The organism is Emcibacter sp. SYSU 3D8, assembly GCF_039655875.1.
Taxonomy (GTDB): domain Bacteria; phylum Pseudomonadota; class Alphaproteobacteria; order SMXS01; family SMXS01; genus RI-34.
The window spans coordinates 708,951-733,735 of record NZ_JBBYXK010000002.1 but is presented as its reverse complement, the minus strand read 5'-3'; the positions used below and the strand labels follow the sequence as shown (position 1 = coordinate 733,735).

The 24,785-nt window shown below is 64.8% G+C and carries 26 protein-coding genes; 8 read left to right on the top strand and 18 right to left on the bottom strand.

Annotated features, from left to right (window positions below; genetic code table 11):
* Positions 1-231: 231 nt before the first annotated feature.
* The 7 genes from WJU21_RS09415 to WJU21_RS09385 all read right to left on the bottom strand — a co-directional run bounded on the left by WJU21_RS09415 (position 232) and on the right by WJU21_RS09385 (position 8,826).
* On the bottom strand, positions 232-888 hold the full coding sequence (locus tag WJU21_RS09415) for an outer membrane lipoprotein carrier protein LolA (protein WP_346323149.1): 657 nt from the start codon (positions 886-888) through the stop codon (positions 232-234).
* Positions 889-985: 97 nt separating this feature from the next.
* On the bottom strand, positions 986-1,771 hold the full coding sequence (locus WJU21_RS09410; protein WP_346323148.1) for a transglutaminase family protein: 786 nt from the start codon (positions 1,769-1,771) through the stop codon (positions 986-988).
* Positions 1,772-1,882: 111 nt separating this feature from the next.
* Positions 1,883-4,276: a DNA translocase FtsK 4TM domain-containing protein gene (locus WJU21_RS09405; protein WP_346323147.1), complete on the bottom strand. Its 2,394-nt coding sequence runs from the start codon at positions 4,274-4,276 to the stop codon at positions 1,883-1,885.
* Positions 4,276-5,499 carry an aminotransferase class I/II-fold pyridoxal phosphate-dependent enzyme gene (locus tag WJU21_RS09400; protein ID WP_346323146.1) on the bottom strand — a complete coding sequence of 408 codons (1,224 nt, stop codon included), beginning with the start codon at positions 5,497-5,499 and terminating at the stop codon, positions 4,276-4,278. Before WJU21_RS09400 ends, WJU21_RS09405 begins: the two co-directional genes overlap by 1 nt.
* 121 nt (positions 5,500-5,620) lie before the next feature.
* Positions 5,621-6,850, bottom strand: a complete 1,230-nt coding sequence (locus tag WJU21_RS09395) for an ammonium transporter (protein WP_346323145.1) — start codon at positions 6,848-6,850, stop codon at positions 5,621-5,623.
* 309 nt (positions 6,851-7,159) lie between these two features.
* Positions 7,160-8,464 carry an ammonium transporter gene (locus WJU21_RS09390; protein ID WP_346323144.1) on the bottom strand — a complete coding sequence of 435 codons (1,305 nt, stop codon included), beginning with the start codon at positions 8,462-8,464 and terminating at the stop codon, positions 7,160-7,162.
* A 23-nt stretch (positions 8,465-8,487) separates the two neighbouring features.
* Positions 8,488-8,826: a P-II family nitrogen regulator gene (locus tag WJU21_RS09385; protein WP_346323143.1), complete on the bottom strand. Its 339-nt coding sequence runs from the start codon at positions 8,824-8,826 to the stop codon at positions 8,488-8,490.
* Positions 8,827-9,125: 299 nt separating this feature from the next.
* Between WJU21_RS09385 and WJU21_RS09380 the strand changes: the two genes are divergently transcribed.
* A complete protein-coding gene (locus WJU21_RS09380; protein WP_346323142.1) occupies positions 9,126-10,364 on the top strand; it encodes an FAD-dependent monooxygenase in 1,239 nt (412 codons plus the stop codon).
* Positions 10,365-10,528: 164 nt separating this feature from the next.
* Here the strand turns inward: WJU21_RS09380 and WJU21_RS09375 are convergent, their stop codons facing one another.
* On the bottom strand, positions 10,529-10,720 hold the full coding sequence (locus tag WJU21_RS09375; RefSeq protein WP_346323141.1) for a DUF1192 domain-containing protein: 192 nt from the start codon (positions 10,718-10,720) through the stop codon (positions 10,529-10,531).
* 63 nt (positions 10,721-10,783) lie between these two features.
* Here WJU21_RS09375 and WJU21_RS09370 point away from each other — a divergent pair, with 63 nt between their 5' ends.
* Both WJU21_RS09370 and WJU21_RS09365 read left to right on the top strand, forming a co-directional pair.
* Positions 10,784-11,782 (top strand): NAD(P)H-quinone oxidoreductase, encoded by a 999-nt coding sequence (locus tag WJU21_RS09370; protein WP_346323140.1) that lies wholly within the window; start codon positions 10,784-10,786, stop codon positions 11,780-11,782.
* Between the two features lie 200 nt (positions 11,783-11,982).
* Complete coding sequence (locus WJU21_RS09365) at positions 11,983-12,600, top strand: cell cycle transcriptional regulator TrcR (protein WP_346323139.1); 618 nt, start codon at positions 11,983-11,985, stop codon at positions 12,598-12,600.
* 75 nt (positions 12,601-12,675) lie between these two features.
* Here WJU21_RS09365 and WJU21_RS09360 read toward each other — a convergent pair whose 3' ends face one another.
* A complete protein-coding gene (locus WJU21_RS09360) occupies positions 12,676-12,840 on the bottom strand; it encodes a YdcH family protein (RefSeq protein ID WP_346323138.1) in 165 nt (54 codons plus the stop codon).
* Positions 12,841-12,977: 137 nt separating this feature from the next.
* Between WJU21_RS09360 and WJU21_RS09355 the strand changes: the two genes are divergently transcribed.
* The gene (locus WJU21_RS09355; RefSeq protein WP_346323137.1) at positions 12,978-13,526 is read left to right on the top strand and encodes a UbiX family flavin prenyltransferase; all 549 of its coding nucleotides are present in this window, start codon (positions 12,978-12,980) and stop codon (positions 13,524-13,526) included.
* A gap of 8 nt (positions 13,527-13,534) precedes the next feature.
* Here the strand turns inward: WJU21_RS09355 and WJU21_RS09350 are convergent, their stop codons facing one another.
* Positions 13,535-13,984 carry a TIGR02444 family protein gene (locus WJU21_RS09350; protein ID WP_346323136.1) on the bottom strand — a complete coding sequence of 150 codons (450 nt, stop codon included), beginning with the start codon at positions 13,982-13,984 and terminating at the stop codon, positions 13,535-13,537.
* A gap of 76 nt (positions 13,985-14,060) precedes the next feature.
* Here WJU21_RS09350 and WJU21_RS09345 point away from each other — a divergent pair, with 76 nt between their 5' ends.
* From WJU21_RS09345 to WJU21_RS09335, 3 genes are all read left to right on the top strand, one after another.
* Positions 14,061-14,261: a DUF465 domain-containing protein gene (locus WJU21_RS09345; RefSeq protein ID WP_346323135.1), complete on the top strand. Its 201-nt coding sequence runs from the start codon at positions 14,061-14,063 to the stop codon at positions 14,259-14,261.
* Positions 14,262-14,355: 94 nt separating this feature from the next.
* Positions 14,356-14,850, top strand: coding sequence for a 5-(carboxyamino)imidazole ribonucleotide mutase (purE, locus tag WJU21_RS09340; RefSeq protein ID WP_346323134.1), 495 nt, complete (start codon positions 14,356-14,358; stop codon positions 14,848-14,850).
* Positions 14,851-14,858: 8 nt separating this feature from the next.
* A complete protein-coding gene (locus WJU21_RS09335; protein WP_346323133.1) occupies positions 14,859-15,932 on the top strand; it encodes a 5-(carboxyamino)imidazole ribonucleotide synthase in 1,074 nt (357 codons plus the stop codon).
* 63 nt (positions 15,933-15,995) lie between these two features.
* Here the strand turns inward: WJU21_RS09335 and WJU21_RS09330 are convergent, their stop codons facing one another.
* Entirely contained in the window at positions 15,996-16,670 is a 675-nt protein-coding gene (locus WJU21_RS09330) for a COQ9 family protein (protein WP_346323132.1), read from the bottom strand.
* 149 nt (positions 16,671-16,819) lie between these two features.
* Between WJU21_RS09330 and rpsU the strand changes: the two genes are divergently transcribed.
* Positions 16,820-17,026, top strand: coding sequence for a 30S ribosomal protein S21 (gene rpsU, locus WJU21_RS09325; RefSeq protein WP_346323488.1), 207 nt, complete (start codon positions 16,820-16,822; stop codon positions 17,024-17,026).
* Between the two features lie 67 nt (positions 17,027-17,093).
* Here the strand turns inward: rpsU and WJU21_RS09320 are convergent, their stop codons facing one another.
* The 7 genes from WJU21_RS09320 to WJU21_RS09290 form a co-directional block, all read right to left on the bottom strand.
* Positions 17,094-17,246, bottom strand: a complete 153-nt coding sequence (locus tag WJU21_RS09320; protein WP_346323131.1) for a type II toxin-antitoxin system VapB family antitoxin — start codon at positions 17,244-17,246, stop codon at positions 17,094-17,096.
* A 52-nt stretch (positions 17,247-17,298) separates the two neighbouring features.
* Positions 17,299-18,228: a DMT family transporter gene (locus WJU21_RS09315; RefSeq protein ID WP_346323130.1), complete on the bottom strand. Its 930-nt coding sequence runs from the start codon at positions 18,226-18,228 to the stop codon at positions 17,299-17,301.
* A 794-nt stretch (positions 18,229-19,022) separates the two neighbouring features.
* A complete protein-coding gene (locus WJU21_RS09310) occupies positions 19,023-20,426 on the bottom strand; it encodes an NAD(P)(+) transhydrogenase (Re/Si-specific) subunit beta (protein ID WP_346323129.1) in 1,404 nt (467 codons plus the stop codon).
* Positions 20,427-20,436: 10 nt separating this feature from the next.
* Entirely contained in the window at positions 20,437-20,766 is a 330-nt protein-coding gene (locus WJU21_RS09305) for a proton-translocating transhydrogenase family protein (RefSeq protein ID WP_346323128.1), read from the bottom strand.
* Positions 20,767-20,768: 2 nt separating this feature from the next.
* Positions 20,769-21,914 (bottom strand): Re/Si-specific NAD(P)(+) transhydrogenase subunit alpha, encoded by a 1,146-nt coding sequence (locus WJU21_RS09300; RefSeq protein ID WP_346323127.1) that lies wholly within the window; start codon positions 21,912-21,914, stop codon positions 20,769-20,771.
* Between the two features lie 108 nt (positions 21,915-22,022).
* Positions 22,023-22,964 carry a hypothetical protein gene (locus WJU21_RS09295; RefSeq protein WP_346323126.1) on the bottom strand — a complete coding sequence of 314 codons (942 nt, stop codon included), beginning with the start codon at positions 22,962-22,964 and terminating at the stop codon, positions 22,023-22,025.
* A gap of 42 nt (positions 22,965-23,006) precedes the next feature.
* Positions 23,007-24,785 (bottom strand): M3 family oligoendopeptidase, encoded by a 1,779-nt coding sequence (locus WJU21_RS09290; protein ID WP_346323125.1) that lies wholly within the window; start codon positions 24,783-24,785, stop codon positions 23,007-23,009.

The window sequence follows — 24,785 nt, the reverse complement described above, 5'->3', positions numbered from 1 at the left end:
TGCACCGCGAAGGGCGTCGCTGGCCTGTATTTGGTTGCCCGGTCACAAAATTTCAACAATCTTTTTGCCTAAAATTGCATCACAGATATGCAATTCAATTCGGTTTTTGGTATCAAGACCTTACGGGTGCACACCAAATGCGCGGCCCTGCCCATAAAGCAAGCGCTAAACAACTTTCGCTTTTCATAAAGCGCGAATCACTGACGAAAAAACCGGTTTTTATAGTTGGCGCTAGTTTTTGGTCGGCGGACCACGGCGTTTCGGACGCGGATCTTTCCAGGACCAAAGCGACTTCTCGAGCGGCACATTGGTCTGCAGGTCATCCAGGGTGACGATGGTCGTTTGCCCCCGCTCGTCGAGCACCTGCCATTCGGTCAGCGTCAGTGGGTTGCGTGAGAAGGTCAGCAGCATGCTGCCCTCATCGCGCTTTTTCGGATCGCTGATCGCGACATTGATCCACTGGGCGTTGCGCTTGATGCCCAGCACCTCGACATCCTCGCCGAACATGAAATCGCTGCGCACCAGCGGCCGGAGCGGCGTGTCGTTGATCGGCCAGCGGGTGACCTGCTTCAGATCATAGTCGATCAGGGTGATGACGGTTCCGTCGCTCACCACCAGGATCGGGGTGGGCGGCGTGTATTCGAAGCGCAGCTTGCCGGGCTTCTGCAGCGACATGGTGCCGGCGCTGACCTGACGGTTCGGCGCCACCTGCTGGAAGCGGGCACGCAGCGTGGTGATACCTTTCAGGTAGGACTGCACGGCGGCCAGATCCTGCGCCTCGGTGGTCGGCAGCTTCTCGGCGGCTTCCCTGGGCGCGGGCGCGGCGCCGGCCGGGGCCGCGGATGCCAGGAGGACGGCGGCGAAAATGGATGCGATCATTCTGTTCATGGCCGCACCCTAGACCCTGAAACCTGACTTTTCCATGAATGAAGCGGCAACCCGCGCGGGGAAAACGACGGTCCGTGCGGGCATCCCGGCATGACCTTCACGGCTGTGCCAGCTCGACGGATATCGCCACCTTGCGGCAGTCGCAGTTCTGCGAGGTGGTCATGAATGCGATATCGGCGGCATCCCGGCCGCAGGCGATGCGCACGATCCCCTCGACGGGCGACAGGCGCGTCGGATCGACCAGCCACCATTGTCCGCCGAGATAGACTTCGAAAATGGCGTGAAAGTCGGGCGGCGCGAGTTTCCAGGCATAGGCGCTGACCGCCCGGGCCGGAATGTTGAGGCTGCGGCACAGCGTGATGCCCAGATGGGTGAAGTCGCGGCAAACACCGGCGCGGTCGACAAAGGTCCGCTCGGCCGTCGTCTCGGCCGTGCTTACGCCCGCCACATAATCGACATGCTCGTGCAGCCAGTCGAGTACGGCGTGCACCTTGGCGCCGCCATCGCTCAGTCCCGAAAATTCCCGCTGCGCGAACCGCATGAACTTGTCCGACGGACAGAACCGGCTGGGCAGGAGATAGGGCAGGCAGTCCAGCGGCAGCTCGGACCAGAGATGTTCGCGGGCACCATGCGGCAGCGGCGCTCTCTCGCCATTGTCGACGACCGCTTCGTAGATGATCGCGGCTTCGCCGGACAGGCTGGTCCTGAACTGGCGCTGGCCGGTGGCCTCGTCGAAGTCGCGGACGAGCGGTTGATCGCCGCCAGCCGTGAGCGATTCCGAGATAACGGTCTGGTCGGCCGACAGGGCGGCTTCGATTGACGCCCGCACCTGTGTTGCCGCCTGAAAGCCATAGACAAGTTCTGCGCGCACCCGAAGCTGCATTCCCGATACCCCTGTTGGAAGACAGCCTTAAAGAATCCTGGCCGACAAAGTTCCATGCGGCGGGGAGAGGGGCATAATTTACGGGGCGGCGATCCTGCCCGGGGTCCGTCCTCAGGCGCTGTGGTCGCCGACCAGCACTTCGCGCTTGCCCACATGGTTGGCGCCGCTCACCACGCCTTCCTTTTCCATGCGCTCGATGATGCGCGCGGCGCGGTTGTAGCCGATCTGCAGGTGACGCTGGACGAAGCTGGTCGAGGCCTTGCCTTCGCGCGCCACCAACGCCACGGCCTGGTCGTAGAGCAATTCCTCGCCGCTGGCCTCGCCGTCACCGCCGGCCATGTCGAGAATGGTCTCGAAGCCGCCCTCGGGCTCCTCGGTGACACTCGACATGTATTCGGGCGCGCCCTGGGCTTTCAGGAAACGCACCACATCCTCGACCTCGGCGTCGGTGACGAACGGTCCGTGGACGCGTGTGACCTTGCCGCCTGCCGCCATGTAGAGCATGTCGCCCCGGCCCAGCAGCTGCTCGGCGCCCTGCTCGCCCAGGATGGTTCGGCTGTCGATCTTCGACGTGACCTGGAAGCTGATCCGGGTGGGGAAATTGGCCTTGATGGTGCCGGTGATGACATCGACCGACGGACGCTGGGTGGCCATGATCAGGTGCAGGCCGGCGGCGCGGGCCATCTGCGCCAGGCGCTGGATCGACCCTTCCACGTCCTTGCCGGCCACCATCATCAGGTCGGCCATTTCGTCGACGATGATCACGATCAGCGGCAGTGGCCGCATCTCCAGAGGCTGCTCCTCGTAGATCGGCCGCCCGGATTCGGGGTCGAAGCCGGTCTGCACTGTCCGCACCAGGGCCTCGCCCTTCCGCTCGGCCTCGATGATGCGCTCGTTGTAGGCCGCCAGGTTGCGCACACCCAGCTTGGACATGGCCTTGTAGCGGTCCTCCATCTCGCGCACCGCCCATTTGAGCGCGACCACCGCCTTGCGCGGGTCGGTCACCACCGGTGTCAGCAGGTGCGGAATGTCGTCATAGACCGACAGTTCGAGCATCTTCGGGTCGATCATGATGAACCGGCAGTCCTGCGGCGGCAGCTTGTAGAGCAGCGACAGGATCATGGTGTTGATGGCGACCGACTTGCCCGAACCGGTGGTGCCGGCGATCAGCAGATGCGGCATGGCCGCGAGGTCGGCGACGACCGGGGTGCCGCCGATATCCTTGCCCAGCGCCAGCGGCAGCCGCGTCCTGGTCTTCTCGTAGGAGATGTCGCCCAGCAGCTCGCGCAGCAGCACGGTCTCGCGGCCGACATTGGGCAGCTCGATGCCGATGGCGTTGCGGCCCGGCACCACGGCGACGCGGGCCGACACGGCGCTCATCGACCGGGCGATGTCGTCGGCCAGGCCGATCACGCGGGAAGACTTGGTGCCCGGCGCCGGCTCGAGTTCGTAGAGCGTGACGACGGGGCCGGGACGGACCTGGCTGATGCGGCCCTGGACGCCGAAATCGTCGAGCACGGATTCAAGCAGCCTGGCGTTCTGCTCCAGGCCCTCTTCGTTCACCCGGTCGGTCTTGCGGCCGGGTTCGGGTTCCTCGAGCAGCGACAGGTGCGGCAGGTTGAATGACGACGAGCCGGGGTCGAATTCGAGCGCCTGCTGCTTTTCCTCGGCGGCGCGCTTGCCTTCCCGGGGTTTTTTCGCCTCGCGGGAGATGATCGACTTCCGTTCCTTCGGCGGAGTGTCCAGCTCCGGATCGGCGGGGCGGCTGGACTGACCGCCCAGCACGGGCGCGATCCGCTCCCGCTTCTCGCGCGGCGGGGCTTTCCGGCGCACCACGCGTGGTTCGTCCTCGCCGCGTGCGCCGCGCCATTCGATCAATTGGGCGATGGGCCAGTACAGCACGCGGCCCACCGTCTGCCAGTGGTGAATACTGAAGCCCATGGCCGGCAGCAGCAGCATCATGGCCGCAGCGCCCAGCAACAGGCCCGGAAGCTGGGGCGGCAGCACGGGTGTCAGATAGGGTTGAAGCGCCTTGTCGTAGAGCAGCCATCCAAGGGTGCCGCCGGGACCCGCCCCGCCGGTGACCGGCCATTCCAGGCCCGGCGCCAGGGCCTTGGCGGAAAAGGCAGCCAGCACCACGCAGAGCGGCAGCAGCGCCAGATAGAACCAGATAGACCGCAGGCCCTGATGGGTCATGATCCGCCATCCCCAGCCGAGCATGGCCAAGGGGAACACATAGCCGGCGATGCCGACCCACTGGAACAGGATATTGGCGACCCAGGCGCCGGGCGTGCCCAGCCAGTTGGCGGTCATAATGGCCTGGTCGCCGATGCTGGTGTCGGTGCTGGGGTCGGCGATGTCGTAGCTGAGCAGGGCGGCCGCGAAGGCAACGGCGGCGGCGATCACCAGCAGGCCCCCCAGCTCGATCAGCCGGCGGCGAATGAACATGACGAACGCCGCGGGCAGGAAGGAACGCCGTGCCGCCGATGAACTGATCGTTGCCATCAGCGGGCGTCCACCGTCTCGAGTATGTCGCGGATGCTCTGCAGGGCCAGTTCCGTAACCTCCAGCGAGTTCACCAGCGCGACCCGGATATAGGCCGCGCCAGGATTATAGCCTGAAGCGTCGGGCCGCGCCAAATAAGCTCCGGGCAGCACGCGCACCCCGGCCCTGGCCCACAGCGTCCGCGCCGCCGCCTCGCCATCGCCCACGTCGAGCCAGAGATAGAAGCCGCCGCCCGGCCGGTAGGCGCCGAAGCGGCCCTGCAGGATGGAGTCGGCGGCGTCGAACTTGGCCCGGTAGAGCACCCGGTTCTCGTCCACATGGGTTTCGTCGTTCCAGGCCGCCGCGGCGGCAGCATAGACCGGCAGCGGCGACGGCGCGCCGCCATAGGAGCGCAGCTCGCGGTACGCGGCGATCAACCGGGGGTCGCCGGCAACGAAGCCCGAGCGCAGCCCCGGCACGTTGGAGCGCTTCGACAGCGACTGGAAGCTCAGCACATTGGCATAGGGATCGGCCGGATCGCCCAATCCGCGCCGGGCCATGTCGCGGCATGCCTCCAGCGCGCCCACGGGCGGCGCGTCGGTGTAGATCTCGCCATAGCACTCGTCGACCACCAGCGTGATGTCGTGACGCCGGCACAGGCCGATCAGCGTGTCGAAATAGTCCTGGCTGGCCACGGTTCCTTGCGGATTGGCGGGCGTGCACAGATAGACCAAAGCGGCGCGCGCAAGCGCCGCCTCGTCCAGCGCGGTGAAATCGGGCAGGAAGCCGGTTGTGGCGGTGGCCGGCAGATAGACCGGCTCGGCGCCCGCCGACAGCGCCGCAGCGGCATAGCACTGATAGAACGGATTGGGCATCAGCACCGTCGGCTGCTGCCCCGCCTTGCGCTGGGGCACGGCCACGAACGCGATCGAGAACAGGCCCTCGCGGGTGCCGGACACCGGCAGGACGTGCCGGTCCGGATCGATGCCGGTCAGGCCATAGCGGCGCTCCAGCCAGCCCGCCACCGCCTGCTGCCAGGCGGGCGTGCCCTGGATCGGCGGGTATTTGGCATAGCCGGCGCTGTTCGCCTCGAGCACCTCGTTGATGAACGCGGGCATCGGGTGGCGCGGCTCGCCAATGGTCAGGTCGAGCGGCGCATTGCGGCCGGCGGGAACGCCGTCGAGCAGCGCGCGGAGCTGGGTCCACGTATGGGCGGGCAAATTCCTGAAGACGGGGTTGAGCAAAGGGCACACCGGAACAAAAGCAAAACGCGCCGTACTGTACCGGTCACCGGGAATCCCGACAAGAGTCTCGCTTACCGGGGAACAGGACCGGCCTGCGGCGCAGCCTTGTTCCCCGGCAATTCTACCGCCCGCTGACGTCCTCTTCCGGCGTCGCGCCGATGCTATGGAGCGACAGGTCGGCGCCGCGGAATTCCTCCTCCTGGGTCAGGCGGATGCCCATCGAGACGCGCAACAGGCCGTAGATCGCCAATCCGGCGACCAATGCCAGACCGGCGCCGATCAGGCTGCCGACCAGCTGGCTCATTAAGGTCACCCCGCCCAGGCCGCCCAGCGAGTCCTGGCCGAAGATGCCGCAGGCGATGCCGCCCCACAGGCCGCACAGCCCGTGCAGCGGCCAGACGCCCAGCACGTCGTCGATCTTCCACTTGTTCTGGCACCAGGTGAATGCATAGACGAACAGGGCGCCTGCAATGGCGCCGACCGCCAGCGAACCGACGGGATGCATCACGTTGGAGCCGGCGCAAACGGCGACAAGTCCGGCCAGGGCGCCATTGTGGGTGAAGCCGGGATCGTTGCGGCCCGCCGCCCAGGCGGCGAGGATGCCGCCCGCCATCGCCATCAGCGAATTGATCGCCACCAGGCCGTTGATGGCGGCGACGCTCTGGGCGCTCATCACGTTGAAGCCGAACCAGCCGATGCAGAGCAGCCACGAGCCGAGCGCCAGGAAGGGGATGTTCGAGGGCGGAATGCCGACGACGGCGCCGTCCTTGCGGTACCGGTTGTGCCGCGCGCCCAGCATCAGCACCGCGCCCAGCGCCAGCCAGCCGCCGAACGCATGCACCACGATGGAGCCTGCGAAGTCATTGAACCGGGCGCCGAACTGGGCCTCCAAGAAATCCTGGAAGCCGAAATTGTTATTCCACGCCAGTCCTTCGAAGAACGGATAGGCGACGCCGACGATGACCGCCGTGGCGATCAGCTGGGGCGTGAACCGGGCGCGCTCGGCGATGCCACCCGAAATGATGGCCGGGATCGCCGCGGCGAAGGTCAGCAGGAAGAAGAACTTCACCAGGTCGAAGCCGCTGGCGGCGAATCCGCTGCCATCGGCCGCGCCGGAGATCATTGCCGCGCTCTGCAGGAAGTGGACGCCATAGGCCACCCCGTAGCCGACGAAAAAGTAGGCAATGGTCGATACTGCGAAGTCGACCAGGATTTTCATCAGGGCGTTGACCTGATTCTTCTTGCGTACCGTGCCGACCTCGAGAAAGGCGAAGCCCGCATGCATGGCGAACACCAGGATCGCCCCCATGAGTACGAAAAATACGTCAGCCGCCCGATCGGACGCTTCCATTCAATCTCTCCCTGTTGCTCTCTTCCCGGCGGTCAAACCGCAGGCAGGTCGACCGCATTGACGCCAGTTCCGAACCAAGAACCGTGCCAATTCGATGGAACAGGGTAAAAGAGACATGCTTTCAACAGGTTGGCAGTTCAGGCCGCGCCCGGCCTGGTTCCGGGCATGACCGCCGCTGCCCAAAAAACGGGCCGGGCCCGCCCGGAACGATGAAGTTCTGGGCAGGCCCGGGGGGAGAAACCGGCCTGGGAGAGGCCGGGGGAGAATGGGTTGGCCGGACCGCGGTGACCCGTGGTCCGGCCGATAGGCTTACTGCAGGGATTCCCCGTGCAGGCTGATGTCGAGGCCTTCGACTTCCTGCTCCTTGGAAACCCGGAGGCCGATGGTCATGTCGATGACCTTCAGGATGACGAAGCTGGCGATGCCGCTCCACAGCAGGGTGGCGACGATGCCTTCGATCTGGATGATGACCTGGCCCATGCTCGGGGCCGTGCCGCTTACCGCTTCGGAGACGAAGACACCGGTCAGCACTGCGCCGACGATGCCGCCCACGCCGTGAACACCCCAGACATCGAGGGAGTCATCATAGCGCAGCGCCTTCTTCAGGGTCGTGGCAGCGAAGAAGCAGATCACGCCGGCGGCGATGCCGATCCAGAGCGCACCCATGGGATCGACGAAACCGGAAGCCGGGGTGATCGCCACCAGGCCGGCAACGGCGCCGGAGATGATGCCGAGAACGCTGGGCTTCTTGTGGACCATCCACTCGATGAACATCCAGCTCAGCGCGGCGGCAGCCGTGGCGATCTGGGTCACGACCATGGCCATGGCGGCGCGGCCGTCAGCGGCCAGTTCCGAACCGGCGTTGAAGCCGAACCAGCCCACCCACAGCATGGAGGCGCCGATCAGGCTGAGCGTCAGGTTGTGCGGCGCCATGTTCTCCTGGCCGTAGCCGGTGCGCTTGCCCAGCACGATACAGGCGACAAGACCCGCGATACCCGCGTTGATGTGCACCACGGTACCGCCGGCGAAGTCGAGGACGCCGGCATTGGCAAGGAAGCCGCCGCCCCACACCCAGTGAGCCACGGGGGCGTAGACGATGATGCTCCACACGCCCATGAACCACAGCAGCGCCGAGAACTTCATGCGGTCGGCGAAGGCGCCGGTGATCAGGGCGGGCGTGATGATGGCGAACGTCATCTGGAAGACCATGAACAGGCTTTCCGGAATGGTGCCGCTGAGGCCGTCAACGGTCAGGCCCGACAGGAACATCTTGTCGAAGCCGCCGAAGAACTTGTTCAGGCCCGGGTTGGGGTTTTCGGTGAAGGCCAGCGAGTACCCGATGATCATCCAGATCAGCGTCATCAGACAGGTGATCGTGAAGCTCTGCATGGCGGTGGACAGGATGTTCTTCTTGCGGACCATGCCGGCATAGAACAGGGCCAGGCCCGGAATGGTCATGAACAGGACCAGAGCGGTCGAGGTCAGCATCCACGCCGTATTGCCGGTATCGAGAACGGGCGTCGGATCGGCCTCCTGCGCGAATGCGGGCATGGCGGCCATGCCCACGGCGACAATCGCCGTAGCCGCGGCCATAAGGGTTGGTTTGATCTTCATTGGATTGGTTCTCCCTAATCTTGTTAGACGGCGGTGGGGCCGGTTTCCCCGGTCCGGATGCGGGCTGCGTATTCCACCGGAACGACGAACAGCTTGCCGTCTCCGATATTCCCGGTCTTGGCGGAGGCCATGATGGCCTCGATGACCGCCTCGGTTTTTTCTTCGGGAATGACGAGTTCGAGCTTCAGCTTCGGGAGGAAGCTGACGTCGTACTCGGCGCCGCGGTAGATTTCGGTATGGCCCTTCTGCCGCCCGAACCCCTTGACCTCGCTGACGGTCATCCCCGCCACGTCGAGTTCAGTCAGTGCCTCGCGCACCTCCTGCAACTTCGATGGTTTGATGATCGCAATGATCAATTTCATGGGATCGTCCTTTGCCTCGTGGATGCCAATTTTTCTTGGGAAAGGAGTGCCGTGACGCCGAGACGCTCGTCTCCCTTCTGCTCCAGTAGCATCAAGAACCGTGCCAACCGGGAAAATAATCCGTAAGTTATTGCAAATATGGAATAATTGACTAATGCGGCAGGTTTCATGCTCGGGTGGGCTTCGTTGTGCATGTGAGCGATATTTGTGCATAATTTATAGACTGTCTGTTATTTAGGCAATTGCGGCCCGGTCAATGGGCTGGACAACGTATTGCGCCGCCGTCCATGGTTCGCGTCATGACCGTGCAGCATCCGACACCGGCCTCGTCCCCGCGCACCGACGTGCTGATCGTCGGCGGCGGCCTCGCGGGTCTCAGCCTCGCCGTGGCTTTGGGATGCGCGGGAATCCAGACAACTGTCGCCGAGCGCGCCAGCCTGGATGCCACGGTCGACCCCGGTTTCGACGGCAGGGTGACGGCCATCGCCTATGCCTCCTGGCGTCTGCTGGAGACGATCGGCGCGTGGCGGCACATGGCGGCGCATGCCCAGCCGATCCTGAATATCCGGGTTACCGATGGCGCGGCGCCCGTCTTCCTCGACTTCGATCATCGGGCTCTCGGCCGTGAGCCGTTCGGCTATCTGGTCGAGAACCGGCACATCAGACTGGGCCTGCTCAGGGCGATCCAGGACCTGGGTACGGTCCACCTGCAATACCCGGCCACGGTCGATGGCCTGGAGCCGCATCCGGGCGGCGTCAGCGCGCGGCTGGGCGGCCATGGCACGCTGCGCGCCTCGCTGGTGGTGGCCGCCGACGGGCGGAAATCGCCGCTGCGCGATGCGGCAGGCATCAAGGTGCTGGGCCGCGACTATGCCGAGACCGGCATCGTCACCACCATCGAGCATGAAAAGGATCATCTGGGCATCGCCCACGAGCGCTTCCTGCCCGCCGGCCCGTTTGCTGTGCTGCCGATCACCGGCAAGCGCTCGTCGCTGGTGTGGAGCGAGAAGCATCACGTGGCCAGGGCCATGCTGGCGCTGGACGAAAACGCCTTCAACGCCGAGATCTCGAAGCGGGTGGAGGGCTTTCTCGGCGCGGTGCATGCTGTCGGCCCGCGGTTCTCCTATCCCTACGCGGTACATGTAGCCGAGCGCTTCAGTGCCGACCGTCTGGCGCTGGTGGGCGACGCGGCCCACGGCATCCATCCCATCGCGGGCCAGGGCCTGAACCTGGGCTGGCGCGACGTGGCGGCGCTGGCCGAGCTGCTGGTCGACAATGCACGGCTCGGCCTCGACATCGGCTCGCCGCTGGTTCTGGAGCGCTACGACAGGTGGCGCCGCATCGACACACTGACGCTTGCCGCCGTCACCGATCGTCTCAACGCCCTGTTCACCAACGACGTGGCGCCGGTGCGCCTGCTGCGCGACGCCGGCCTGGCCGTGGTCAACCGGATCGATCCGCTGAAGCGCTTCTTCATGCAGCATGCCCGCGGCACTGTCGGCACGTTGCCGCGCCTGCTGAAGGGCGAAGCGCTGTAGCACGCCGGCCGGCGCGGACAAAAAAAGGCCGCTCGGCAATGCCTGAGCGGCCAAGTCTGGGGGAGTCATCAGACCGGCCAAGGGAGGGGAAAGCCGATCTGATGGTCTCAACCTATACGGATGAACCTTAACGTCGGATTAACGGCGTTCAGACATCGGCCCGTTTACTTGAACAGCTTTGCGGCCGCCGATTGGCTGGTTTCCTTGGAGTCCATCAATTTCCGGGTCCGCACGATCTCGGCCTCGAGCAGCGCGATGCGCTCCTTGAGTTCATAAATCGACAGGTTATCGAGCGCTTCCCGGGCAAGATCGGCGGCACCGGCCGGGCGCGGGCGGGGCAGGTCGTCCAAATCCACCTTGTCCTCCTGTTCGTCATTGGTAAGGTGCCCGGACTCTACTCCAAAATGGGAATCTCCAGAATGTCCGACCTGCCAAAGACCGCACCGGCCATCGTTACCGTCAAATTCGGCGGCCCCGAGAACATGGAAGTGCGGGACATTCCGGTGGATCTGCCGAAGGCCGGCGAAATCCTGATCCGGGTCCGCGCTGCCGGGCTGAACCGGGCGGACGCGGCGCAGCGCGAGGGCCATTATCCGCCGCCGAAAGGCTCGTCGGAGATCATGGGCCTGGAATGCGCGGGCGAAGTGGCGGCGATCGGCGACGGCGTTACCGGGTTCAAGCTGGGCGACAGGGTCTGCGCGCTGCTGGCGGGCGGCGGCTATGCCACCTATTGCGCGGTTCCCGCGATCCAGGCGCTGCCTTTGCCGAAGGGATTCAGCTTCGAGCAGGGCGCGGCCATCATGGAGACGTATTGCACGGTCTGGACCAATGTGTTCGAGCGCGGCCGGCTGCAGAAGGGCGAGCGCCTGCTGGTGCATGGCGGCTCGTCGGGCATCGGCACCTCTGCCGTCGCGCTCGCTGCGGCGCTGGGCGCCGAGGTCTATGCCACCGCCGGGACGGCGGAAAAGTGTCAGGCCTGCGTCGATCTGGGTGCAAAGCGCGCCATCAATTACAAGACCGAGGATTACGTAGAGGTCATCAAGGCCGAGACCGGCGACGGCGTCGACGTTGTGCTCGACATGGTGGGCGGCGATTACCTGGCCCGCGACCTCTCGATCATGCGGCTCGAGGGCCGGCATGTCAGCATCGCCGCGCTGGGCGGCAATACGGCCGAGATCCCGATTTTCACCATGATGCTGAAGCGGCTCACCATCACCGGTTCGACGCTGCGCGCGCGGACGCCCGAGCAGAAGGGCGCCGTGGTGCGCGGCATCCACGAAACCGTCTGGCCGCTGTTCGAAAGTGGCAGGATTGCGCCGGTCATCGACTCGGTAATGCCGCTCGCCGATGCCGCCGCGGCCCATCGCCGGATCGAATCGAGCGCCCATATCGGCAAGATCATCCTGAAGGTGGACTAGAACAGCCCGCGTCGCTGTTGGATGCCGGCACGCTGCTCAAGCACTCAGGAATCGATCTTCTGCCCGCATTCAGGTCCAGCCTCCTGAAAGCGGTGGATCCAGACAAAATCTTTCTTTCGCGCGCCCCTGAGCCTATATAGGGGCGAACATCCGAGCATTGACTTCCCGTCGGCGCCGATGCGGCGCACAGGAGACTATTGATGAACCTACCGTTGATGCCCAAGGCAACCGCTGTCTGGCTCGTCGACAACACCAAGCTGACCTTTCGTCAGATTGGCGAATTCTGCGGCCTGCACGAACTGGAAGTGCAGGGCATCGCCGACGGCGAGGTGGCACAGAACATTGTCGGACTGGACCCGGTCAGCAATGGCCAGCTTACCAAGGAAGAGATCGTCCGCTGTGAAGGCGACCCGGCCGAGCGGCTGAAGCTCAACCAGCCGGTCATCCCCGAAGCGAAAAAGCGCCGGGGTCCGCGCTACACGCCGGTATCCAAGCGTCAGGACCGCCCGGACGCCATTGCGTGGCTGGTGCGGAATCATCCGGAACTGACCGATGCGCAGGTCGGCAAGCTGATCGGCACCACCAAGCCGACCATCGCCTCGATCCGCAATCGGAGCCACTGGAACATCACCAATCTGAAGCCCACCGATCCGGTGTCGCTGGGACTGTGCACCCAGAGGGAACTGGACGAGGCCATCCAGATCGCGGCGGCACGCGCCGACAAGGCGCGGGCGGCGCAGGGAGACTCGGCCGGTATGGACGAGCAGCCCTATGTCGACCTGGGCAAGATGCCCCAGCCGGACATCACGTTCGACTAGCAGTCCGCGATCGGACTTGAACCGCGCTACGCCCGGCGGCCCGCAGAAACGGCCCGCCGGGTGGCGACGCGGGTGTCAGTCCTGCAACCGCGTGATCTCTTCCTTGATTCGAAGTTTTTCCCGCTTCAGGGAGGTCAGCCGGACCTGGTCCGGCGTGGGGCGATGCATTTCGCCGCTTATTTCGTCATCGAGACGGTGATGCTTGGTTTCGAGTGCGGACAGGTGCGACTCTGTGGTCATCAAAATCTCCTTATAGGCATCTAGCCAGTATACTACATCACGCCCACGGCGGCAGAGTCACGGAAGAACGATTCTAATCTAGGCTGCAAAGCGGAGGACTCATCTCCATTCCCACGCAAAACCCGAGCGGGAACAGATTGATCGTCGGAATCACCGGCGCGTCGGGCGTGATCTATGGCGTCACCCTGCTGCGCGCGTTGAGGGAAACGGGGGTGGAAAGCCATCTGGTGATCTCGAAGGCCGCCGAGATGACCCTGGGCTATGAGACCGAGCTGAAGCCGGCGGATGTCCGGGCGCTGGCCGACCATTATTACCCGGCCGCGGATGTGGGCGCGGCCATCGCCTCCGGCTCGTTCCGGGGCCTGGGCATGGCTGTCGTGCCCTGTTCGGTGCGCTCGATGTCGGAAATCGCCACCGGCGTCACCACCACCCTGCTTACCCGCGCCGCCGACGTTGCATTGAAAGAGCGCCGCCGGCTGGTGCTGATGCTGCGCGAATCGCCGCTTCATCTGGGCCATTTGCGGACCATGGCGGCGCTTACCGAGATGGGCGCCATCATCGCCCCGCCGCTTCCCGCCTTCTACCCCCGGCCACAATCCGTGCAGCAGATCGTCGATCATTCGGTCGGCCGCATCCTCGACCTGTTCGGGATCGACAATGAGCTGGCGCACCGCTGGCGGGAATGAGCGCAGGTTCAAGCGACGCTGGTCGCCGCCAATAGCGGTGCGGCCGCCGCCGCGAATGCATCTGCATCGGCCGCGAGCCGTCCGGCATAGAGGCGCAGATTGAGCCGCGCCAGGTTTGCGTCCGGCGCGGCGCCCTCGCCCAGCGCCTCGAGAGCGTCCTGTTCCAGCTTTTCCGCCGCCAGCTCGGCGCGTTTGACGGCATCGCGGGCGCCGCCATCATCCTTGGGCAGCGAACGGCGCATATCGCGCAGCGGCTGGATGTAGGTCTGGATCGGCGCCGCCGCTTCGAGCGCCGCGTCAAGGGCCTGAGGCGTCAGTGCGCGGCCGATCCACAGGCAATAGAGCACCAGGTTCACGTCGGCGCCAAAACGATCCTGGAGGTCCAGGCACGCCGCCTCCACGCCGGGCGCGCCGTAGACCGAGAGGGAAAAACACCAGAATGTGCCAGCAGGGGACATATGCGAGCGAAAGGCTACGGCAATTGGTACTCCGCTGCTATCATGCGCGCGGGAACTTTACGGATTCTTAGGCACGATGATCGATCGAGCGGCACTGGAAGCCAAACTGGCCCAGTTGGAGATTGAGCACAGCGATCTGGACGCTTCGATCTTGGCCCTGCAGACGCAGGCGCATGTGGATCAGATTCGTGTCCAGCGGCTGAAGAAGCGCAAGCTGGCCCTGAAGGACCAGATATCCAAGGTGCGTAATGAGCTCACCCCCGACATTATAGCCTAGCTGTGTGAGAGCACTGCTTCGGGCATCCGAACCGCGCTTGCTCCCGGCGCGATCCCGCCTATAATCGCGCGCTTTTCCGGTGGAAGGCAAAGCAATGGCGGATACGCCGCTGGTAGGGATCATCATGGGAAGCCAGTCCGACTGGACGACCATGAAGCATGCCGCCGACATCCTGGCCGAACTTGGCGTGGCCTACGAGACCCGCATCGTCTCGGCGCATCGAACGCCCGACCGCATGGTGGAATACGCCAAGGCGGCGCGCGGCCGTGGCCTGAAGGTGATCATCGCCGGCGCAGGCGGCGCAGCGCATCTTCCCGGCATGACCGCGTCGATGACGATCCTTCCCGTATTCGGCGTGCCTGTGGAATCGAAGGCGCTGAAGGGCCAGGACAGTCTGCTGTCCATCGTCCAGATGCCGGGCGGCATTCCCGTCGGCACCCTCGCTATCGGCGCGGCCGGCGCCAAGAACGCCGGATTGCTCGCTGCCCGTGTCGTGGCGCTGCTGGATGAGAAGGTTGCGGCGCGGCTCGATGCCTGGCACCGCGCGCTGACCGAATCCGTCGCCGTCGAACCCATCGACGAGGCATAGTAGGCACAATGCGTATCGCACCAGGTGGCACGATCGGCATCCTCGGGGGTGGCCAGCTTGGCCGTATGCTCGCGCAGGCGGCCGGGAAGCTGGGATACCGCACCGTCATTTTCACGCCGGAGGAAGACAGTCCGGCCTCGCAGGTGGCCGACGAGACCATCGTCGCGCCCTACAAGCGCGAGGAGGCGCTCAAGGCGTTCGCCGACAAGGTGGACGTGATGACCTACGAATTCGAGAACATCCCCCAGCAGACCGTGCTGTTCGCCAGCAAGGACAAGCCGGTGCATCCCTCGCTGCAGGCGCTGAAGACATCGCAGAACCGGCTGGACGAAAAGTCCTACCTCAATCGCATCGGCGTGCCGACAACGCCGTTCGCCGCCGTCCAGCTGCTCGACGACCTGGTCGGCGAAGCGCCCTTGCTGGGATTTCCCTGTGTGCTGAAAACCCAGCGCGGCGGCTATGACGGCAAAGGCCAGGTCCTGATTCGCGAACGCACCGATATGGGCCGGGCTTACGCCCAGATGCTGGGCCAGTCATGCATCATCGAGGCGTTCGTCGAATTCACCCGCGAGTTGTCCATCGTCTGCGTGCGCGGCCAGTCGGGCGCCATCCAGTTCTACCCGGTGGTCGAGAACGAGCACCGCGATCACATCCTGTTCCGCACCACCGCGCCGGCGCTGATTTCGGAACGGATGGAACAGCGGGCCCAGACCATCGCCACCAAGATTGCCGAGGGACTCGACTATATCGGCGTGCTGACCGTGGAGCTGTTCGAGACCGTGGATGGCGGATTGCTGGTCAACGAGACCGCGCCCCGGGTGCACAATTCCGGCCACTGGACCATCGAAGGCGCCAGGACCAGCCAGTTCGAGAACCATATCCGCGCCATTTGCGGCCTGCCGCTGGGGCCGACGACCCAGACCCACCGTGCGGTGATGACCAATCTGATCGGCGACGATATCGAGCAGGTGGCCGACTGGCAGGCGCAGCCCAGCACGTTCGTGCATCTCTATGGCAAGGCCGAGGCCCGCCCCGGCCGCAAGATGGGCCATGTGACGCAGGTCTTTCCGCTGGACGACTGAGGCAGGCCGTTGAAGCCGCCCATGCTTCAGGGTCCAGGCGACGCCGCCTGACGGCGGAATGATCTAGGGCTTCATCCGGGATTCGCCGGGATAGCGCAGCCGCGACAGCAAGGCGGCCAGCGAGGGGCCTTGCTGCAGCGTCTTGCGCAGCTTCAGCTTGGTCTTTTCCACGGTCATGACATTCTCGATCCGGCGGTCGAGGAACGCCCAGGTGTCGGCATTGCCCTCGGAACTGTCCCCGATCCAGTACATGACGGTGGCCGAGTACACCGCCGCCAGTGTGGCGCGCTTGGTGTAGAAGGCGAAATCGGTGGAGGTGTCGCCGGCGGCGCGCCACATCAGGTCGACGCTGCGCGCCAGGGTCTTCAGGCCCAGCGCGGCATTCTGGGGCAGCGCGGCGAAGCTGAGGGCCCGCCGCTCTGCCTCCCGGTGCTCGGCGATGACGTCGATGCGGGTCTTGACCACGGTGCGGATGCGGTCGCGCATGCGCATGTCGCCGATGCCCTGTTCGGCGACTCGGGCGAGCATGCGGGAATCGGCGTCTTGCGCGAAGAAATCCAGCAGGTCGGCTGCGCCGGCGGGAAACGCCATGCCCACGGCGCCCGCGTCCACGCCGATGTCCCTGGCCGCCTTTCCCAGGCTGATGCCGCTCCAGCCGTCGAACGGTATATGGGTCAGCGCGGCGGCAAGCACGTCGCGGCGGATGGAATCGAGTGCGTCGGCGGAAGTATCGCTCATGAATTGAATATGGTTGCTGGGCGCGGCGCGGTCAAAGGGCTTCACAAGCGTTTGGCGAAGTGTTACACACGCGCCAACTTGCTGGCTGAAACATGCTGGCGATACAGCTATATGTCTACCGTACGGTGACATCAACAACAGGAGAGAACGTGCAGGTTTCCGTTCGTGACAACAACGTTGATCAGGCGCTGCGCGCCCTGAAGAAGAAGATGCAGCGCGAAGGTATCTACCGGGAAATGAAGCTTCGCCGTTTCTACGAAAAGCCCTCCGAGCGCCGCGCCCGCGAGCACGCCACGGCCATCCGCCGGGCTCGCAAGCTCGAGCGCAAGCGCGCCGAACGCGACGGCGGCGTGTAAGTCTCACGCCGATTCCGGATCGAAAAGCCGCCCGATGGGCGGCTTTCGTGTTTCTGGGGGTTGTGGGCTATTTGATCGCGGGCATTCCGCGTTTGTGGCGTTCGCGGTTCAGTTCATTTTTCACGGCGGCTCTCACCGCAGCAGTAATTGACGTTCCCATTAGTTCGGCCAACTCGCGGGCAAGACGATCAGTCTCCGGATCTGTTATGTGAATCGTCATATTCCTGGGCCCGCATACGGCCAAATAATCTGTCTCGGTGATAATAGCGCCTTCACCGCCGCTCCATAAGCGTGAACCAGCCGACGCCGGCGATGATCAGCACCGCGCCGATCCATTCGGTGCCGGTCATCACCTCGCCCAGGATCGCGGCAGCGAGGACGATGGTGGCGATGGGGCTGAGCGTGCCGATCACCGCGTTGGCCTGGGCCGAGATGCGGTGGAGCGCGGCGTTCATCAGGAACGACGGGATCACCGTCGCGCCGATGGCGAGGAACAGCGAGCAGGCGAACGCGTTGGGCGACACCGCCAGCGCGCCGACCTCATGGGTCAGCAGGAACTGGGCGACCACCACGATGGACGCGGCGCTCATGGCGATGCAGGTGAACAGGCTGGGCCCGATGCGGCCGATCATCGGCTTGGCCAGCAGCTGGTAGAGCGCGAAGGCGATAGCCGAGGCGATGACGAGACTCGCGCCGATCAGCAGCGAATCACCCGTGCCGGCCGGGGCTCCGGCGAAGATCAGCGCCAGCCCCGCATAGGAAAACACGAAGGCGAACAGCGCCCGGGGCCGCACATGCTGGCGGAACAGCAGCGCACCGAACAGCACCGTGAACAACGGATAGGTGAACAGGATCAGCCGCTCGAGCTGGGCCGAAATGTAATTCAGCCCGAGGAAGTCGGTGTAGCTGGCGAACCAGTAGCTGAGGATGCCGACCAGCCCGGCCTTGACGATCAGGTTGCGGCCCAGCGGTTCGGCGCCGCCTGTCTGCCGGCCGCGCAGCGCCATCACGCCGACGACCACATAGAAAGGCAGCGACAACAGCATGCGCAGCGCGAGCAGCGTCTCGGTATCGACGCCCTCTTCATAGGCCAGCTTGATGGCGATGCCCTTGGTCGCGAACAGGATCGAGCCCAGCGCGCCGAGGCCGTAGCCGATGGCGAGGCGTGAGCGTTGTGCCGATGAAGCTGTCTGCGGGGTCATGCGATCGTTCCTTGAGCGTGGGACGGGAGCGATCGCGTTGGCAAGGGAGCGGCGGCGCGTCGCCCGCGCGGCCGGTCGGGATGCAGATTCAGGCACCGTCCCGGTCGCGGAGACCGGGAATAATCCACAGGATTGTGTTCGGGCGCTGCATCATGGTGGTTTGGTAGCACGCGGCTTCGAGCCGGCGCAAAAGGAAAAGGCGATCATTGAGTTTGCATGACGTTGCTCCGCAGAGTCCGCTATCGACCCATTCCGGTCATCGGTAAAATGCTGTAATTAGCTGCCTATGGTGCAAGCGCCCTCGAAATCTGAGCGTATGGAACTCCGCAAAGCGATTGGGAATCGAGCGATCCCCGGTCCCGATTCCGGTGTCCGTCCTCGTGGGCCAGATTACTTAGTCGCGCACGCCTGCTTCGATTGTCGAAAGTCATGGAAGATATCAGAGCAGAGCACGGCTACCTGCCCCCAATGCGGCGGGGCGCTGCATTGGATGGGGCGAGCATTCAAGGCGCCGAAGAAGTCCGACCTTGAGCAATGGAAGAAGGTTGAGCTGCTGTGGGGAGCCGGTTTCAGGTTCTTTCCGCACAGTCGCTGGAGAAACGTGGAGCCTTATCCAGAGCGACTCCGAGAGGTCGCAGCGTTCATTGAGAGCAATTGTGAGCACCCATTCAGAGTGAAATGCTAGCGGTTGCTTTCCACCCATAGCTGCCATCGGCGCGTGGATTTGCAGACTATGCAGTCGCCAAAGAAAAGGCCGCCCGGAGGCGGCCTTTCCGAAGCATGGGCAATGCGCCTTACAGCGACTTGACGATCTCTTCGACCATCTTCTTGGCGTCGCCGAACAGCATCATGGTGTTGTCGCGGAAGAACAGCTCGTTCTCGACGCCGGCGTAACCGGCCGCCATGCCGCGCTTGATGAACAGCACGGTTTTCGCGTTCTCCACGTCCAGCACGGGCATGCCGTAGATCGGGCTGGTCTTGTCGGTCTTGGCCGCCGGGTTGGTCACGTCGTTGGCGCCGATGACGAAGGCCACGTCGGTCTGGCTGAACGACGAGTTGATGTCCTCGAGTTCGAACACCTCGTCATAGGGCACATTGGCTTCGGCCAGCAGCACATTCATGTGGCCGGGCATGCGGCCGGCGACCGGATGGATGGCGTATTTGACGACGACGCCTTCCTTCTTCAGCTCCTCGGCCATTTCCTTCAGCGCGTGCTGCGCCTGGGCGACGGCCATGCCGTAGCCGGGGACGATGATGATCGAGCCGGCGTTCTTCATGATGAAGGCCGCGTCCTCGGCCGAGCCGCGCTTGACCGGGCGGGTTTCCACCGCGCCTGCCGAGGCCGACGAGGATTCTCCCCCGAAACCGCCAAGGATGACGCTGAAGAACGAGCGGTTCATCGCCTTGCACATGATGTAGCTCAGGATCGCGCCCGAGCTGCCCACCAGTGCGCCGGTGATGATCAGCGCCGTATTCGACAGGGTGAAGCCGATACCGGCAGCCGCCCAGCCCGAATAGGAGTTCAGCATGGACACCACGACCGGCATGTCGGCGCCGCCGATCGGGATGATCAGGGTGATGCCGATGACCAGCGACAGGCCGGCGATGGCCCACAGCACCCAGGCTTCCTGCGCGACGCAGAAATAGACGATCAGCAGCAGCAGGATGATGCCGAGCAGCGCGTTCAGCAGATGCTGACCGGGAAACACCACGGGTGCGCCCGACACCAGGCCCTGCAGCTTGGTGAAGGCGATGACCGAGCCGGTGAAGGTGACGGCGCCGATGGCGATGCCCAGCGACATCTCGACCAGGCTGGCCGTGTGGATCGCCCCCGGTTCGCCGATGCCGAACGCGACAGGCGAATAGAACGCACTGGCCGCCACCATGACGGCCGCGAGGCCGACCAGGCTGTGGAATGCGGCCACCAGCTGGGGCATGGCGGTCATGGCCACCTTGCGGGCGATCACGGCGCCGATGCCGCCGCCGATGGCGAGGCCGCCGACGATCAGCCCGATGGTCGCCGGATCGACGCCGTGGGCGGCGACATTGGCCAGGGTCGTGACAATGGCGATGGCCATGCCGATCATGCCCATGGTGTTGCCGCGCCGGGAGGTGACGGGTGACGACAGGCCGCGCAGCGCCAGGATGAACAGCACGCCGGCGACGAGATAGAGGATGGCGGTTAGGTTCGCGGACATTTCCGGCCCCTTACTTTTCTTTTTTCTTGTACATGGCCAGCATGCGCTGGGTGACGAGGAAGCCGCCAAAGATATTGACCGACGCCATGATCAGGGCGAGGAAGCCGAGGATCTTGGAGGTCCAGGTCATTTCGGCCATCTGGCCGGCGAATTCGGGGAGCTGTACGCCCACCGCGATCAGCGCACCGACCACGATCACCGACGAAATGGCGTTGGTAACGGCCATCAGCGGCGTATGCAGGGCGGGCGTGACGCTCCAGACCACATAATAGCCGACGAAGATAGCCAGCACGAAAATCGCCAGCTGGAAGACGACGGGACTAACGGCAAGCTGTTCCATGATCAGGCTCCGGTGAATTGCGGATGGACGATCTGGCCGTCGCGCGTCAGCAGGATGCCGGCCACCGTCTCGTCGTCCCAGGTGAAGGACAGGACGCCGTCCGTCACATGGGGGGTGATGAAGTTCAGCAGGTTCTTGGCAAACAGGTTCGACGCATCGACCGGGATGCGGCTCGGCACGTTGAAGTGCCCGATGATGGTCACATCGTTGCGCACCACCACCTCGCCCGGCTCGGTCAGCGTGCAGTTGCCGCCTGTTTCGGCCGCCAGATCGTAGATCACCGAACCCGGCTTCATGGAGGCGACCATGGCGTCGTCGATCAGCTTGGGCGCGGGGCGGCCCGGGATCAGCGCCGTGGTGATGGCGATGTCCTGCTTGGCGATGGTGTCGGCGATCAGCTTGGCCTGCTTGGCCTTGTAGGCGTCGCTCATTTCCTTGGCATAGCCGGCGGCGGTCTCGGCGGCCTTGGACTCGTCGTCCTCGACCATCAGGAATTTGCCGCCCAGCGATTCCACCTGTTCCTTGGTGGCGGGACGCACGTCGGTGGCCGAAACAATGGCGCCCAGGCGCTTGGCGGTGGCGACAGCCTGCAGCCCGGCAACGCCGGCGCCGAAGATCATCACCTTGGCGGGCGCCACGGTGCCGGCCGCCGTCATCATCATCGGCATGGCCCGCTTGTAGTGATTGGCGGCTTCCACCACGGCCTTGTAACCGGCCAGATTGTTCTGGGAACTCAGGATGTCCATGGACTGGGCGCGGGTGATGCGCGGCATCAGCTCCATCGCCATGGCGTTGATGCCGGCGCTGGCATAGGCCTTCACGCCGTCCATGTCCTGGTAGGGCATCAGCGACGCGATCAGGTAGGCGCCGGGCTTGATCATGGCGAATTCGTCCACGTCGCCTTCGCCGGCGCGCAGCGGGCGCTGAATCTTCAAGACGACGTCCGCGTCGGCATAGGTGCCGGCAGCGTCCGGCGCGATGGTCGCGCCCGCTTCGGCAAAGACACGGTCGGGCAACGAGGCGGCGTCGCCCGCGCCGGATTCGACGACAACGTCAAATCCCAGGCCTTTGAGTTTCTTCACGGTGTCTGGCGAGACCGCGACACGGCGCTCGTGCGGCCGCCGTTCCTTGGGTACAGCGATTTTCATGAAAAAGTCCCGTTATGCCGTTTTTTGGCGATGCTTATCGTTGGGGCGGACTATAGCAGACGAACACTGCACCGCAACAATCGACACGGAGTACCAGCGCACGTGACTTTAGGATTTTCGCACGGTCTGCGCGGGGGCCAGCCGCCGCACCACGAGGCTGGCGATCGTCACGTGGGGATGGGGGCCGTGGCCCAGCCGCATGGCAAGCGAGGGCGCACCATCCACCGCGTCAGCCAGCGCGCGGGCGCCGGAGGCGATGGCGCGCTCGGTGGCGATGCTGTCTTCCAGCCCCTTCTTCAGCGCGCCCATGGCGGTGCGCATGGGCGCCGTATTGGCCAGGCCGCTGGGATCCTCGTGGCGGCGCAACCAGTCGTAGTAGCGCGGCGCCGATGCGGCAGCCTTGCGCAGCAGGCCCTCGGCCTTGTCGATGGCCCGCCGGGCCGCGGCCAGCTTGGCCGGCTCCAGCGACTGGCCAGCGGCGTCGGGCCGCTCCAGCAGACGGATCATCGCCGAGTTGAGTTCGGCCCGTGCACGGGTCAGGAAATATTGCGGATTGGCGGTGCGGATCGCATCGGCCGCAGCGTGCTGGAAGACATTTTCCCGGGCCAGCAGGTCGATCAGGATCTGGTCCTGGGCGGACGCGAGCAACAACTCGGTGGCCAGGTCCTTCTTTGTCCGGGCGGTCCGAATCTGGCGTGAAATAACGGTCTGGCGTTCGGTCGCAGCGATCAGCGCCTCGGCATAGGCGAATACGCCGGCCACGTATTCCTGGCGCTGGGCGCTGCGCAATCTGGGCGCCGGTATCAACCTGAGTGCCCGCGATGCGACGCCCGCCGTGGCGGCCGCCTCGATCAGCACGTTGTCGGCGGCGGTGTCGGAGGCCTGGCGCTCGAGCAGGGCCACATAGGCGGCGCCCGCCTCGGCCAGGATCGGCGTCAGACGGTTCATGGCCTCGAATTCGGCCCTGCCGTCTTCCCGTGAATGACGGGACGCCGTGTCGGATACGGGCAGATAGCACTGGCGCACGCGCATCCACCAGGTTCGCACCATCCGGCCTATCCGCTTCGTGGAGACCCGCGCCACGACTCGCTCCTACAGCGATTCCAGTTCGTCGATCATAGCAGAAATCATGGACAATCCCTTCTGCCAGAACGCCGGGTCCGACGCATCGAGCCCGAACGGCGCCAGCAACTCCTTGTGCCGCTTGGTGCCGCCCGCCCGCAGCATGTCGAGATACTTGTCCTCGAAACCCTCGGGCTGCTGCTGGTAGACCGCATAGAGCGAGTTCACCAGGCAATCGCCGAAGGCATAGGCGTAGACATAGAACGGCGTATGGATGAAGTGCGGGATGTAGCACCAATAGTCGCGGTACGCGTCGGTCAGCTCGATGGCCGGCCCCAGGCTGTCGGCCTGCACGCCCATCCAGATTTCGCCCAGCCGCTGCGGCGTCAGCTCGCCGGTCCGCCGCTCGGCATGGACCTTTTCCTCGAACGTGTGGAACGCGGTCTGGCGCACCACGGTGTTGATCATGTCCTCGACCTTCGATGCCAGCATCACCTTGCGGCGCACCGGATCGGTGGTCTGGGCGAGCAGCGCCTGGAAGGTCAGCATCTCGCCGAAGACGCTGGCTGTCTCGGCCAAGGTCAGCGGGGTGCCGGCCATCAGCGCGCCGCGCGGCCCCGCCAGCACCTGATGCACGCCGTGGCCCAGTTCGTGGGCGAGCGTGGTCACGTCGCGGGTCTTGCCCTGGTAGTTCAGCAGCAGGTAGGGATGCGCCGACGGCACGGTCGGGTGCGCGAAGGCGCCGCCCTGCTTGCCCGGCTTCACCGGCGCGTCGATCCAGTTGTTGGCGAAGAACGGGTGCGCCACATCGGCGAGCTTGGGCGAGAAGGCGCGGTAGGCCTCGATCACCGTGGATGTGGCCTGCTCCCACGGAATGTGCGCATCGTCGTGCTCGGGCAGCGGCGCGTTGCGGTCCCAGAAGTTGAGCCGTTCGACCCCCATCCACCTGGCCTTGAGCGCGTAATAGCGGTGCGACAGCCGGGGATAGGCGTCGCGGGCGGCGCTTACCAGCGCATCGACGACTTCCGGTTCGACCTGGTTGGCCAGATGGCGCGAGGCGGCCGGCGTCGCATATTTCCGCCAGCGGTCCTCCACTTCCTTGTCCTTGACCAGCGTGTTCATCACCAGGGCGAACAGGCGGATGTTCTTGCCGAACACCTCGGTCAGCGCCTCGGCGGCCTTGCGGCGCAGGCCGGCGTCCTTGTCGGAGAGCAGGCCCAGGACCTGTTCTTCGGTCAGGCTTTCACCGTCCACCTGGAAGCGCAGGCCGGCGATGGTCTCGTCGAACAGGCGGGCCCAGGCGGAACGTCCCGACACCGACTTGTCGTGCAGCAGGTGTTCGGCCTCGTCGGACAATTGATGCTCGCGGAACAGCCGCACCTCGTCGAGCCAGGGACGGTAATGGTTCAATACCGGGCTGGCCATCAGCGCGTCGAACGTGGCGTCCTCGATGCGGTTGATCTCGAGGGTGAAGAACAGCAGATGTGCGCTGATGTCGGTCAGCCGTTCCTGGATTCCCTGGCTGAAACGCGCGGTTTCGGCGTTATCCAGGCGGGTAACGTAATACAGGCCCGCATAGCTGCCGATCCGGCCCGCCAGTTCCTCGATCTGCTCGAAAACCCGGACTGCCTGTCCGAGCTGGTCGCCGGTCAGGGCGCCGACCTTGCCCTGGAAACTGGCCTCGAATCCGGTGGCCTGCCGCTCGAGCTCGGCCAGGGCGTCCCTGAGCTGGGGCGACTCGGGACCGGGATAGAGATCCGACAGGTCCCATTCGGGCAGCACAGTATTGGCGATTGCGGATTCGGCCAT